Source organism: Wolbachia sp. wLmal (assembly GCF_049435495.1).
Lineage (GTDB): Bacteria > Pseudomonadota > Alphaproteobacteria > Rickettsiales > Anaplasmataceae > Wolbachia > Wolbachia pipientis.
This window is the reverse complement of sequence record NZ_CP185405.1, coordinates 433,873-447,205: the sequence shown is the minus strand read 5'-3', so window position 1 is coordinate 447,205 and position 13,333 is coordinate 433,873. Positions and strand designations below refer to the sequence as shown.

The 13,333-nt window shown below is 34.6% G+C and carries 12 protein-coding genes and 3 pseudogenes; 10 read left to right on the top strand and 5 right to left on the bottom strand.

Annotation, left to right across the window (positions count from 1 at the left end; translation table 11 throughout):
• Positions 1–19: 19 nt before the first annotated feature.
• Positions 20–1,000 carry an ACP S-malonyltransferase gene (gene fabD, locus ACEL90_RS02340; RefSeq protein WP_423349178.1) on the bottom strand — a complete coding sequence of 327 codons (981 nt, stop codon included), beginning with the start codon at positions 998–1,000 and terminating at the stop codon, positions 20–22.
• 128 nt (positions 1,001–1,128) lie between these two features.
• On the opposite strand from fabD, the gene rpmE reads away from it, so the two are divergent.
• From rpmE to ACEL90_RS02325, 3 genes are all read left to right on the top strand, one after another.
• Positions 1,129–1,332 carry a 50S ribosomal protein L31 gene (rpmE, locus tag ACEL90_RS02335; RefSeq protein WP_007548602.1) on the top strand — a complete coding sequence of 68 codons (204 nt, stop codon included), beginning with the start codon at positions 1,129–1,131 and terminating at the stop codon, positions 1,330–1,332.
• Positions 1,333–1,370: 38 nt separating this feature from the next.
• Positions 1,371–2,165 (top strand): NAD kinase, encoded by a 795-nt coding sequence (locus tag ACEL90_RS02330; RefSeq protein WP_423349177.1) that lies wholly within the window; start codon positions 1,371–1,373, stop codon positions 2,163–2,165.
• 83 nt (positions 2,166–2,248) lie between these two features.
• A complete protein-coding gene (locus ACEL90_RS02325; protein ID WP_423349176.1) occupies positions 2,249–3,712 on the top strand; it encodes a hypothetical protein in 1,464 nt (487 codons plus the stop codon).
• Positions 3,713–3,905: 193 nt separating this feature from the next.
• Here ACEL90_RS02325 and ACEL90_RS02320 read toward each other — a convergent pair.
• From ACEL90_RS02320 to ACEL90_RS02310, 3 genes and pseudogenes are all read right to left on the bottom strand, one after another.
• Positions 3,906–4,982, bottom strand: a pseudogene (locus ACEL90_RS02320) (IS3 family transposase).
• Between the two features lie 211 nt (positions 4,983–5,193).
• Entirely contained in the window at positions 5,194–6,123 is a 930-nt protein-coding gene (locus ACEL90_RS02315; protein WP_423349175.1) for an AEC family transporter, read from the bottom strand.
• 304 nt (positions 6,124–6,427) lie between these two features.
• Positions 6,428–6,569: pseudogene (locus ACEL90_RS02310) on the bottom strand (N-acetyltransferase); the annotation flags it as partial.
• Positions 6,570–6,585: 16 nt separating this feature from the next.
• Here ACEL90_RS02310 and ACEL90_RS02305 point away from each other — a divergent pair.
• Complete coding sequence (locus ACEL90_RS02305; protein WP_423349174.1) at positions 6,586–7,188, top strand: MFS transporter; 603 nt, start codon at positions 6,586–6,588, stop codon at positions 7,186–7,188.
• Positions 7,160–7,669, top strand: coding sequence for an MFS transporter (locus ACEL90_RS02300; protein ID WP_423349173.1), 510 nt, complete (start codon positions 7,160–7,162; stop codon positions 7,667–7,669). Before ACEL90_RS02305 ends, ACEL90_RS02300 begins: the two co-directional genes overlap by 29 nt.
• Positions 7,670–7,778: 109 nt before the next feature.
• On the opposite strand, the gene prfA is transcribed toward ACEL90_RS02300, so the two are convergent.
• On the bottom strand, positions 7,779–8,858 hold the full coding sequence (prfA, locus tag ACEL90_RS02295) for a peptide chain release factor 1 (RefSeq protein WP_423349172.1): 1,080 nt from the start codon (positions 8,856–8,858) through the stop codon (positions 7,779–7,781).
• A 98-nt stretch (positions 8,859–8,956) separates the two neighbouring features.
• Here prfA and yihA point away from each other — a divergent pair, with 98 nt between their 5' ends.
• The 5 genes and pseudogenes from yihA to ACEL90_RS02270 all read left to right on the top strand — a co-directional run bounded on the left by yihA (position 8,957) and on the right by ACEL90_RS02270 (position 13,313).
• Positions 8,957–9,550: a ribosome biogenesis GTP-binding protein YihA/YsxC gene (gene yihA, locus ACEL90_RS02290; protein WP_423349171.1), complete on the top strand. Its 594-nt coding sequence runs from the start codon at positions 8,957–8,959 to the stop codon at positions 9,548–9,550.
• A gap of 4 nt (positions 9,551–9,554) precedes the next feature.
• On the top strand, positions 9,555–10,466 hold the full coding sequence (argB, locus tag ACEL90_RS02285; RefSeq protein ID WP_423349284.1) for an acetylglutamate kinase: 912 nt from the start codon (positions 9,555–9,557) through the stop codon (positions 10,464–10,466).
• Between the two features lie 414 nt (positions 10,467–10,880).
• On the top strand, positions 10,881–11,342 hold the full coding sequence (dut, locus tag ACEL90_RS02280; protein ID WP_423349170.1) for a dUTP diphosphatase: 462 nt from the start codon (positions 10,881–10,883) through the stop codon (positions 11,340–11,342).
• A gap of 78 nt (positions 11,343–11,420) precedes the next feature.
• Positions 11,421–11,954, top strand: a complete 534-nt coding sequence (locus ACEL90_RS02275; RefSeq protein ID WP_423349169.1) for a hypothetical protein — start codon at positions 11,421–11,423, stop codon at positions 11,952–11,954.
• 65 nt (positions 11,955–12,019) lie between these two features.
• Positions 12,020–13,313, top strand: a pseudogene (locus ACEL90_RS02270) (IS4 family transposase).
• The last annotated feature ends 20 nt before the right edge of the window (positions 13,314–13,333 follow it).

Here is a 13,333-nt window from a genome sequence, read left to right as displayed (position 1 = left end):
GACATCAAATAGATGTGTTTCAACTTAATCCAACTTTTAAATTTTTCGCTGTTAGTACTAATGATTCATTAAAGAAGCTGTCAATATCACCAATACTATCTATATTTTTTGTACTGATAGATTGGTCAATTCTTTTGACCAAATTAGATAAAACTTTATTAGGGCCAATTTCAACAAATTTGTTAATGCCACGGCTTGACATATACAAAACCATTTCTCTCCATTTCACTCTGCTTACAACTTGCTTGGCGAGTAAAGTTTTTATAACTTTGGGATCACTCTCCTCTTTAGCTGTAACATTTGATATCAAAGGAACTATAGGACGGGTTATTTTAATACCCTTCAAAAACTCCAAAACTTTTTCATCAGCAGGTTTCATAAGAGATGAATGAAAGGGCCCACTAACCTGTAATTTAATTAGTTTCCTCACACTCGAGTTTTTGAATAAATCGGGTAACATTTCAAGAGCTTCTCTAGTGCCACTTATAACCACTTGTCCGCCACCGTTATCGTTTGCAATTTCACAAATTCCGTCAATTTGAACTGATTTCAATATATCTTCCACTTCATTTATCTCTGCTCCAAGCAACGCAACCATTCCGCCTTTACATTTCAGTGAAGCTTCATGCATTGCTTCGCTGCGAACTTTCAGCAGCTTGATTGCAGACTCAAGCGTTAACGCTCCTGCAGCACACAGCGCTGTATATTCGCCAACTGAATGCCCACAAACATATTTAACATTGTGATCAGTGAAAAGAGATTTGCCAAACACATGCTCCATAACACGTAGCATTGCAATTGATACTGCCGTTATAGCTGGCTGAGCGTTTTCTGTAATGGTTAATTCTTCAATAGGACCGTTGAAGATTAAATGAGACAGCTTTCTATCCAATATGCTATCTACTTCATTAAATACTTGTCTTGCAACGGAAAACTCACTATATAAGCTCTTTCCCATTCCTACAAACTGAGAGCCCTGGCCAGGGAAAGCGAAAATCATGATAATTATTGCTTATTCCTCATTAAGTATAAGATTTTATTTATTTTTTGTCAATATTTTAGAATAATGATTGACTTAGTGAATTAAGTTCACTAGAATGTCAACTGACTAAAAGTTTATAAACAACAATGAATTATCATAAAATTATTATAGTTATGACAGACGGTCAAGAGTTTGAAACTCGTTCCACTTATGGAAAGGAGGGAGATAGGGTAAAACTTGATAGAGATCCTCTTACTCACCCTGCATGGACTGGAAGTTTGACAAGCGGGTTAGCAAGTAAAACTAGCAAATTAGCTAAGTTTAACGATAAATATGGAAGCATTTTCTAATTCTCCTCCTCTTTAAGTTTTAGAGAGTTTACTGAAGCATGCATAAATACAAAAATATGGGCTATGTTGCTTCTCCATCACCAAAATCGCAGGAAGTATCTAAACTATTAAAGAAACTTAATTTTATCAATATAACAGAAGAAAATAAGTCCGAAATTGATCTACTGATAGTTGTTGGCGGTGATGGCTTTATGCTGCGTACCTTGCACAATTACGTTATAGAAAATAAAAACATGCATGTGTATGGGATAAACACTGGCAATGTTGGGTTTTTGATGAATAAATGCTTTAGCTGCAGTGAAGATTTAATTGATCATATAGAGCATGCAACTTCAACTCAGTTAACTTTGCTAAAAATGGAAGCAACAGACACAAGTGGCAAGAGATATCATTACATAGCAGTAAACGAAGTATATGTTTTTAGAAAAGCAAACCAAATAGTAGAAATGAATATCACTATCAACGATAAGCTAAAAGTAGAAAAATTTAGAGGGGACGGAGTAATATTATCTACCCCCACAGGCAGCACTGCATACAACTTCTCTGCCGGTGGCCCAATCTTGCCGCTAAATTCAAATTTACTTGCACTGACCTCCATCAATAGCTATTACCCAAGGCATTGGAATGGAGCGCTAATTTCAAATGATACGATCGTACAAATTGACATTAACGACACAAAAAACCGTCCAGCACTTGTAGTATCAGATTACAAAGAATTTCATGATATATCACAGATAAAAATACAAAAAGACCACGAAAACACAATAACTTTGCTTTTTGACAAAGATTACCCTCTGAATGAAAGAATCTTTGATAGACAATTTCTATACTAATAATTATCCGTAAATTGGTATTTACTATATCTTAATAACTATAGCGTAATCAATGCAGCATAGTAATTAACTTTGGAGTGAATATGCATGGGTCAGTCGAAAAATCAACAGTAAAATTAACTTCTTACGAACAAACAGGTGACAATAGCAAGATAACACTAAAAGATCCACCATCGCCTGAAGAAGCAGGAAATGCTATCTCAAGTGTACTGAATGTAGTACCACGTGCGCAGGGAATGTCACATGAAGAATCAGATGATGAGGAAGTGGATCCTACTTATGCATCTGTAAATCGACAAAAAGATGGTGATGGAGCACCACCGATTTTGCCAAAAGCTCCAGGTTTACAAGACAAAGAAGACAAAAATTCGTTTGTTCTTAGTACTAAAGTACTACCTCCTTCCCTAGAAGAAACAAAAGGTGAGGCTCATGATTGTGTATCACAAACAGCAAGTTTAGGTTTAGAAGGATCATCTGGTAATGGATCAGAAGAACATATTGATGCAGTTATAAACCCAAATACAAAATCTTCGAAAAAGAGTTTAGACAGTGAAATAGGTGGTCAAAACTCAAAAAATGATTTAGGTGCGTCTTCAAATACTTTACCATCGTATAAAAGCAAAGATGACTCTGAAGAATCTTTGTCACTAAATTCTGATATAGGTAGCACAACAAATAAAAAAACAAGCAGATTCTTGCCAAGAGCAAAGTATTCCATGCAGCAGAAGGGCTTTATAATTTTTACTGCAAGTGCTATTATACTCAGTATATCTGCAGCTTTATTATATTTACAAGATAAAGCAAAATTTATTGCATTTTTTACAAACAGCCCAAAATATATCACTATACCAGTTATCGCACTTGCTGCATTGCTTGCAATTGGTCCAATATTTTTTGCAACAAGGCAATTTATAGATACTGAAGAACATTCCATTCAAAAAAAAGATGCGGATAAAATTTTAGCTGAGGTGTTGGAGCACCAGCCAAAAGATAAAGCTATAAAATCTGTAAGACTGGAATATAGCAATGGCACTCATTCAAATTTTGTACTTAATGCTTGGGAAGCTAAACAAGGCTTCACTAACATTGACGAAAAAGTAATTACTAGAACTAATAAAATAAAATCAGTAATTAACGACAGACCAATATTTACTGCATTATTTACTGGTGTAGTTGCTGCAAATATAGCGTTTCCTCTAGGGCTACTTGCAACACATGGTGTTAATGGTGTACAAAAATTTTACCAAAACCCTTTGACTAATAACATAGGATTATCATTACTTATAGGTTCTGGTATACTTGCATTATCAATTATATGTCTTGGCGTGCATTATTATAGAAAAACAAATTGCACTAACCTTATATATTCTGAAGAAGAGATTGATCCTAAAGATGTTAATGGGAAATTCATTGAGGAAATAAAACGAGAAAGAACAAATGTTCTTGGGGAAAATCACAGTAAAGACGCTAAACGCAGCAGCTTAACGCTTGAGCAAGTTGTGGTTCAATCTCATAATTGTAAGGATATTGTTTATAGTGTCGGTTAATAAAATGCATGATATAGCTAGTGCAACCCTACGTCATACCGCCACAAACCGTCATACCGCGATTCATTCGCGGTATCTCTAGATCCCGCTAACACGTAGCGGGATGACGATTGTCAGGGTAGCACCTCCCCTGTCATCCAAGTAGCTGACTGACCTTACCCAGAAAAAGTGGAGAGAAAGTGTGGAATGTTTTTTACAAAAAGAATGATGCATCAAATTGTGCAGGAATGCAATAGTTAATAGTGACGTTGTTTGTTATAAAAAATTTCTATGTATTCAAATATTGCAGTTCTAGTGTGTTGAGCAGAGTGTTGTGAAGTATCAATAAGTATTTCTCTTTTCAATGAGCTAAAGAAGCTTTCTGCAACAGAATTGTCGTAACAACAGCCTTTATTACTCATCTATATTCTTTACAGCTAAGAGATATTGATACCCTTGCGCAGTATATTGTGAACCTTGGTCACTGTGCAGCAGTAGATTTTTAACAGGTTTACGCCTATTAATGGCCATTAATAAAGAGTTCATAACCAATTGTTTATTTATTGCACTACTCATTAACTACCATACGTGAGAATTATTGCTGCCAAATATAGCCATCCCTCCTTGGTTTTGATGTAAGTAATCCCATACTTTATTTGGTTGATCAACAATAAAGTTTTGGTCTAATATATTGGGAGCTACAGCTCTATTATCTGTTTGTTGTTTTTTAATTTTAAACTTTCTTCTCAGTATAGCCCTGATGTCATTTTTCTGCATAATACTTTGCACCGTTTTCAAATTGCAACTTTTACCCAAAGCCTTCAATTCAGCATGAATTTTAGGAGCTCCATATCTACATTTAGAAACTTGATATATTTTTTGAATAGCTTCGAGTAGCTCTTTATTTGCTGATTCTCTACTGCTTATTTTTCTTGTAGTCCACTTATAGTAGCCACTAGCAGAAAATCCTACATAATTCCTGTACTTTATAGCAGTTACTATATAAAAAATATTTTACTCTTTTTGACTGGCCAGGGCTTTTTTTTAAATGTCTCTTTCCCTTGTTACTCTTGCTTTGTAAATCAAACCTCTCTTTGTCATAAGGTGCTACATCTGGAAATGCATTTGCCGCTGACTTTTTTTCGTTATATTTCTTCATCCATTTTCCTAATACACTATCCCTTATTCCTAGATCTCTTGCTACTTTTGCAACTGGTTGACCTACCTTTCTTTGTTCATTTGCCAGTTTAACAGCTTCCAATTTGAATTCTGCTGTATATTCTCTTACCATTTCTAATCCTCCAAAATTTTATTTTACCCAAAAAAACTCCTTTCTTTCTCTCCACTTTTTCTGGGTAAGGTCAATTTACCGCCGCGGCGCTAACTAGTAGCGGGATGACGGGTTACCAAATTGTAGAAGTTGCTTTAGCTATAAATTCAAGTTTTATCAATGTCTTGTGTTGTTACCCAAATAATGGTTGTGCAAGCGCTTAATTTTTTGATCAAAAAGGAACAAGTTTAGTAAAAAATAATGATATTATTAGTGGAACATAAAACAGTCCCACTGCAGTACTGATTAGAAGCAACAGAGTAGCTTTATCTGGTTGATAATTCAAAATATTAGCAAGTATTATACTGGACCCAGAAACTGGAATAATAGCCAGCAACATCAGTGCTTTATATATGCTCTCATCGTATATACCTATAACATGCTTGTCTAAAAGGACAATTCCTAAAACAAACAGTGGCCAGAATACGTACTTTGCTGTAATAGTGATCAAAGCAAGCTTCCAATCTATTTTAAAGCTTGCAATATTCGCAATGCTCACTCCAAGTAGCACCATTCCTAATGTGACAAATGTACTTCTAATGTTCATCATAACATCTGTTAAAAAAGTAGGTATTTGTATATCGTATATACTTAAAAAGAAGCCCAGAACCATCGCATAAAGCGAAGGAAGTTTGAACAACTTTAATATGCATTCTTTTGCGGTATAAATACCATGTGCAGCTATGTAAAATCCTAAGCTGTTTTCAAATAGCGCCATTCCTATATAACAAACAACATATACAGATACTGAATCTTCATCAAATAAAGCCATGGCAATCGGCAGGCCAAAATAACCCATACTTGTGCTACCCGAGCTAAATGCTAATATGTTTCTCGTGTTATCCTTAAATAAAAAAGAAGAAAGATAATACACTGATAAGGACATAGTGCTACCTATAAACCATATCAAAATCGGCAGAGAAATTACTTTTAAATTAACTTCTGTATGAGAAACTCCATATAAAATCACTATTGGATTAGCTATATGAAAGAGTATTTGAGATATAGTGTTTCTATCAATTTTAAGACATTTTCCTGCTAAATAACCAATAAATATCGTAATATAAATAGGTAATATTTTTAGGAAAAGAGTAAAGAACATACTAGCCTATTGTGATACTTTTGACTGATAAAGTAATATTAGATCTTAAGGTATTGTAAAAGTAAACAAAATTTATTTTCCAATTTATCCAGCTCATAGTTAATTAAATTAGTGCCAAAATTTGTTTTTACATAGGACTTAAGAATGACATTTTTATGATAAAATTATGTTAAGTTTCTATAAAGCTTCTTGCATATTTTTAAATAATGACATATTTACTAAAAATTAAACTGCTTGTAGTAATTTAGACGAACTGTTGAAAAAGTAAGAGGAAATAAGTAAAGTTAGGACAGAGAGTAAGAGCTTTAACATAGTTGTCATATTTTTCTCAATTAACTCTGGTGTCCAATTTATCCACCACCTCTTTACGTGAGGTGTTTCTAACCATTTTAATAACAGTAAAAAATGTTTTCTTTCAACGCTTTAAATGTGATATTTTTATTCATTAATTAAAAATCTCAAATGTTACTACCATTTCTGTTAATCCTGTCTCTCATTGCCAAGTTCATTGAAATTGACATTTCCGTACCTAGTTTTCCTGATATGGTGCACTATTTTAACGTACCGGAAGGCATAATTCAATTAACTATTGCTTATAATTTCCTAGGCTTTTGCATAGGAGGGTTGTTTTTTGGTCCATTGTCTGAATGCTATGGCAGAAGGAGAATTATGATCATAGGTAACACTTTGTTATTAATCGGCGCTGTTGGTTGTGTTTTTGCACCGTCGATTTTTTGGCTTTTAATCTCTCGCTTTGTTCAGGGCATTGGTGTCAGCACATCTGTAGTTGTGTTTGCAATCGTTGCAGACAGCTATAGAGGTGACGAAGCGGTGAAATTTATTGGAATCATGAATTCTGTTCTTACAGTTGTCATGGCAATTGCGCCAGTGTTAGGCAGTTTCATCAATGAAATTGTAGGATGGCGTGGTAATTATGCAACTGTTGCAATACTTTGTTTGATCTCTTGGGTTTTGCTGCTTTTAGCGTTACCAGAAACAAAAAAGGACCGTGATATTTTCAGTTTGAAAAAAAACGATGAAAGATTACAGAAAACTACTATCTAATCCGAGGTTTGTTACGTTGTCTTTGATGTCAAGCCTCTTTTCTGCTGCGTATATGTCATTCATTACTTGTGGACCTTTTCTGTATATGAAGACTTTTGGTTTATCTAGCACTATTTATGCACTACATCAAGGTGCAATAGTTGGGTGCTTCTCACTCATCAGTCTATTTGCTGGCAAAATCTTGCAGAAACTTGGAGCAATAAAGTGTGTAATTTCTGGTACGAGCGTGGGTGCTATTGGGTCTCTATTGCTTGTAATATTCAGTATAATTGTACCCCACTCTTTCTACTTAGTAACACTGTCTATGATTATTTTTTCTATCGGTTGTGCAATTTTCCAGCCAGTGATTTTTAATGCATCAATAAATGTTTTCCCTGAAATTAAAGGCACAGCTTCTTCTGCAGTTTCATTCATTAGAGCTTTTATCATGGCTATTTTTATCGGCTTAACAAGCTACATTTACAATGGTCAAAACAATTAGTGTAGCTGTTCTTGTTCTATCCGCGGTAGTACTAGAACTTATTTTTACTGTCTATCTATTGCGTTTAAAAGATCCTATGTAATTAATAAAGATATTCCATTGTAGGCTGCTAACTTTCCCCTGCCAATCTTTCTGCTTCATTACGTGAGATTAATGCCTCAATAAATTCATCTAGTTCGCCTTCTTTTATAATCTGCTCTAGCCGATGTGAAGTTAGATTAATTCTGTGGTCTGTTATTCTTGATTGTGGGAAATTATATGTTCTTATGCGCTCGGAACGATCACCAGAGCCAATCTGACTTTTCCTCATCGTTGACCTTTCCATTTCTTTTTTTTGTCTTTCAATTTCGTATAGCCTTGCCCTCAATACTTTGAGCGCTTTAGCTTTATTTTTGTGCTGCGATTTTTCATCTTGCTGTATCACAACTATCCCTGTTGGCAAGTGGGTGACCCTTACTGCGCTGTCAGTTGTATTCACTGATTGCCCTCCAGGACCACTGGATCTATAAACATCTATTCGTAAGTCTTTTTCTTCTATTTTAAAGTCAACTTCTTCTACTTCAGGTAATATCGCAACAGTAGCGGCAGAGGTATGCAACCTTCCTGAGGATTCAGTTTCTGGCACTCTCTGTACCCTGTGCACCCCTGATTCAAATTTCAACCTTGCAAAAACTTCTGTTCCATTAATGAGTGCAGAAGCTTCCTTATAGCCACCTATACCTGTATTAGAAATGCTTATTGGCTCGAACTTCCAATTTCTTCTTTCTGCATATTTTTGATACATACGAAATAACATTGCTGCAAATAATGCTGCTTCTTCTCCGCCTGTGCCTGCTCTGATTTCTAATATTGCATTTCTTGAGTCATCTTCATCTTTGGGCAATAGTGCTAACTTTAATTTTGCTTTTATTTTTGGTAATAATACCTTGTGCTTTTCGAAGAATTCTTCTTTTGCTAACTCTTTTATATCACCTTCGCCGTTTTCATCTTTCATTATTTCTTCTAAGTCTGAAATTTCCTCTTTCAGCGTGTTATATTCATCAATTATCTTGATTATTGGCCTGAGCTCAGAGTATTCCTTTGAAAGGGTAATGAATTCTTTTTGACTTAAATTGGTAGGATTTTCCAAATTCCTCTCTATATCATTAAATTTTTTCTTTAAGTCTTGTAAATTATTTTCCATATCCATATAGCACAGATCTAGCTAAGTAATATATACTGAAATAAAAAATTTCTTATATCAAGCAATAACACTATAATATACCTACTACCTTCTAGTTGAATACAATGGCAAAACAGATAACATCAAACTGCAATTTCATATTTGGAGCTTCGGACATAAAATCATTACCAAATGAGTCGGCTCCAGAGATTGCGTTTGCTGGTAGATCAAATGTAGGAAAATCCAGTCTGATCAACTTACTGATAAACAGCAAAAAAGCTGCCAGGGTTTCCTCTAAACCTGGATGCACTAGACAAATAAATTTTTACTCTATGTACGATGATAAGTTCAGACTTGTTGACCTGCCAGGGTATGGTTATTCTCATGCAGGTAAGGAGGAAATTATGCAATATTTAAACTTAATTGAGTATTATCTAATTCAAAGAGAAAATCTAAGAAGAGTGTTTGTGTTGATAGATAGCAAGGTAGGATTAAAAGAAATAGACAAAGACTTCATTTATTGGTTAATATATAATAACATTAACTTTAACATTGTGCTAACAAAAATAGATAAAGTAAGTCAAAAAAGCTTAGGTGCTGTTATAGAAGATATTCAAAAATGGATTAATAATGAGAATGTGTCAATTCATCAAATGAGCATCCGTGTTAAGCATAAAATAACCAAGGTAAGAGATGAGTTTTTCAAGTTTACAAGATAAAAAAATGAAGAGTAGTGAATTCTTAAAGGGTGAGGTATCATTTGAACAAAAAGCAGAAATATTATTTGAAGTGCTATCTAATATACCTAGCTTTGTAGGCGAGACTTTTGTCATTAAATGCGGTGGTACAATAATCTTAGATGAAACACTATTTAACACTTTTGTGCATAATGTTGTCTTGTTGAAGCAGCTTGGTATAAATCCGGTAATAATTCATGACGGAGAATATGAAATTAACTCGGTGTTAAAAATGCTGGGTATGAACAGTAAATTTGTGAATGGTATCAGACTTACAGACAAAGACACTATGAAAATCATTGAAATGGCACTGTGTGGTTCAGTTAATAAAAAAATTGTTCAGCATATAAATTCTGCTGGTGGTTCAGCTATTGGATTATGTGGAAAAGATGGTAACTTAATTAAAGCCGAAAAAATAACCGCTACGCTTAGAGAAGATAGATCAAATAATATCGAAAAGATATTAGACATGGGGTTCATCGGTAGACCTACTGAAATCAATCCTGATATATTATTTTTTATTGAAGAATCAGACTTTATACCAGTTATTGCACCAATTGGTCATGGAAAAGATGGGGAAACATATCATATTGATGCCGATAGTACTGCAAGCGCAATTGCAATTGCAGTTTCTGCATCTAAAATGATAATCTTGAGTGACACAGATGAAGAAATAGATAAAATTGGTGGCAGGAAGATATCTGTTAAAAGTTTAAATGCATCGATTGATTGTGGGCAAATTAAAGGGGAAAAATTTATTGAAAGGCTTATGGCATACGTTAAAATGGCGGAGGAATGTGCTGGAGTTGTTCACATAGTTGATGGTAGAATACCTAACATTACGCTTGATTTATTTACTGAGAGTAATTCAAGCATATCGATTGTGAGTGATTTATAGCTATACTGCTTGCAACTACACGAATACCAAGAGGGTGTCATTCAAGTAGCTGACACTGGAATGACAGCAATCTACGTCATACCGCGATTCATTCGCGGTATCTCTAGATCCCGCTAACAAGTAGCGGGATGACGGTTGTCAGGGTGTCATCCCAGCGCCCTTATGATGTCATCCCAGTGCCCAGACACTGGGATCCAGAAGACTTAATTTCAACCAAGTGGCTGCATAATAAGGACTAGATTCCAGACTGGAATGACATCATAGAGGCACTGGGATGACAAAAAAAGGAGCACTGAACTTGTCAAGGAATTTTATGGCCTAGCGTCACGCGCTGGAATGACATCATTTACATTTATCACTTTTGCAGATACAATTTACATGCTATAATTGAGTCTTCATAGATGGTAAATTGGAGTGCAAAGAAGTAAAATTAAAGTAGAAATAAAAAGATTATCACACGGAGAAGACTTGTCTCTTCCACGTTATGCAACTACGCAGAGTGCTGGCATGGATCTTTATGCTGCATTGAATGATTCTGCTGTTTTAAATCCACTTGAAAGATTACTTGTTCCAACTGGAATTGTGATTGCAATACCAAACGGTTTTGAGGGGCAAATCCGCCCACGTTCTGGTCTTGCTGCAAAACATGGAATCACTGTCTTAAATTCTCCGGGTACTATAGACTCTGATTATCGAGGTGAAGTTAAAATTTGTCTAATTAATCTAAGTAATCAGCCATACGAAATAAAAAGAGGAGATAGAATCGCACAAATCCTTATCTCTCCTGTATCTCAGGTAATTTGGGATGACAGAGAAGAATTCTGCGCAGAAGAAACCGGTCGCAATGCAGGGGGCTTTGGCTCAAGCGGCAGGTAGCTTACGAAAAAGCTTAACTATGACAGTTCTTTTATACACAATTTAAGCATATTAATATTTTATTAAATAAAGTCGTTTATGCTAACTTTCAAAAATCATTGTGGCCAGCTCCACAAAGCAAACACTATATTTGTTGCATTTACTGCTATATACGTTATAGGTGGATTAGCAATACTTTCAACACCGCTTTGGAGGCCTTCAACTTGCAAGCTAGCAGCTTTTGCAGCTACACCACTTGGAATGGGCGTTTTAGCATTTGTTGCTGCTGCGCTGACTTATTTAGCAATATACGCTATCAGCAAAAATAACGAAATATCTGAGTTGAAAGCTCTGAAGGTTATTAAGGATGGGTTGCTAGTAACAAAAGACGCATTTAGGGAAATTGCAAGGAATAACCAAGTTAAAGATGAAGAAGGTAAGGTAGAAAAGGATAAATATTATATAGACTTCAGCTTAGAAGGCAAGAACTACCGTATTATTGTTGATATTAATCAGCTTACCAGTATACTAGGCAATACTTTACTCTTCAAGATAGGTTCACTAAAAGAGAAAAACGATGAAGGTAAGTTCGAGGCAGCAAATGAAACCATACGCGTCAAGTTAAGGAAATAAAGGTATGAAAGAGATAGAATAATAAGGTATAAGTTCTCCCAGATATACTTTTAGTGAGAGAACCAATGAATAAAATAACTTGCTTATCAAAAAAGCTCAAAGAATTTTTTAATGAAAAAGCAGAGAAAATCTCAATTACAACAAGGTTTATAAAAAGAAAGAGAAAGCTAAAAGGTTCATCATTCGTAAAAGCCATGGTCTTGGGTAATATAGGAGTTGATAATTGTAGCGTAGAAACAATGTTTCAATTACTAAACGAGGACTCGATAGATATAACAAAACAAGTTTAGATTTACTGAAGAAGCAGTGGAATTTATGAAAAGGATGTATAATGAATCTGTGATTCTCTTTAAAAATATCTTGCAAGTTGGTTGCAAAATCTTACAGCAATTTAATAGTGTTAAATTATTGGACAGTAGCTATACCTAACAGTATGGAAGAGATGTATAAAGGTTATGGTACTAGCTACAGTGGCTATGAAAGCAATACTAAGTCTGGAATAAAGTTACAATTAGTTTTCGACTACATGAATCAGATAATAGACCAACTTAATTTAACGGAGGGGGTAAGATCAGACCAGGGATATAGGAAACATTTAAGTAATATATTAAGCAATGATTTGCTAATATCTGATCTCGGTTATTTTGTGCCAAGTTCTTTTAAACAAATCAATGAAATAGGAGCTTATTTCATAAGTCGTTGATACCGACATATATGATGTAGAAACAAATCAAAAAATGGAGTTATTAGAATGTTTAGAGGATAAGTTATTTTTAGAAAACGAGGTATTGTTAGGAAAAGAAGCAAAAATTAGAGTAAGAATTATATGTCAGAAACTAACTGAATATGGCCAGAAGAAGGAAAGCTAATAGATTAGCAAGATCGCAGGGATATACATCCTCTAAAAGAAATCAAAAATTGTTGAACTGGTCAATATTTATAACTAATGTTCCAGAAAATAAAATTAGTGCTGAGCAAGTATTAACGATTTACAGAGTAAGGTGGCAAATTGAGTTATTATTTAAATTGTATAAAAGCCATACCAGGCTTGATAAGCTAAAAGGAAAGCCATGCAGAGTATTATGTGAACTATATGCTAAATTGTGCGCAATTCTTATATTTCACGGCATAGTTGGTTGCACAGAAGTGAAAAAGAATACAGAACTTAGCTTAACAAAGGCATTTATTGAGCTAAAAAGGCGGGTTAGAGAGTTATTTTTAGTATTAACCAAAATTAATAGTTTAAAAGCATTTCTTAAAAAACTCACTATAACTTGGTCGCGATTTTCATTAAAAGACAAACGTAGAAGGGCTAGAGTATCCACTTTAACCTCTCTAAATTTGCTCACAATCTCTTAACTTGACGCGTATGCTTTTTT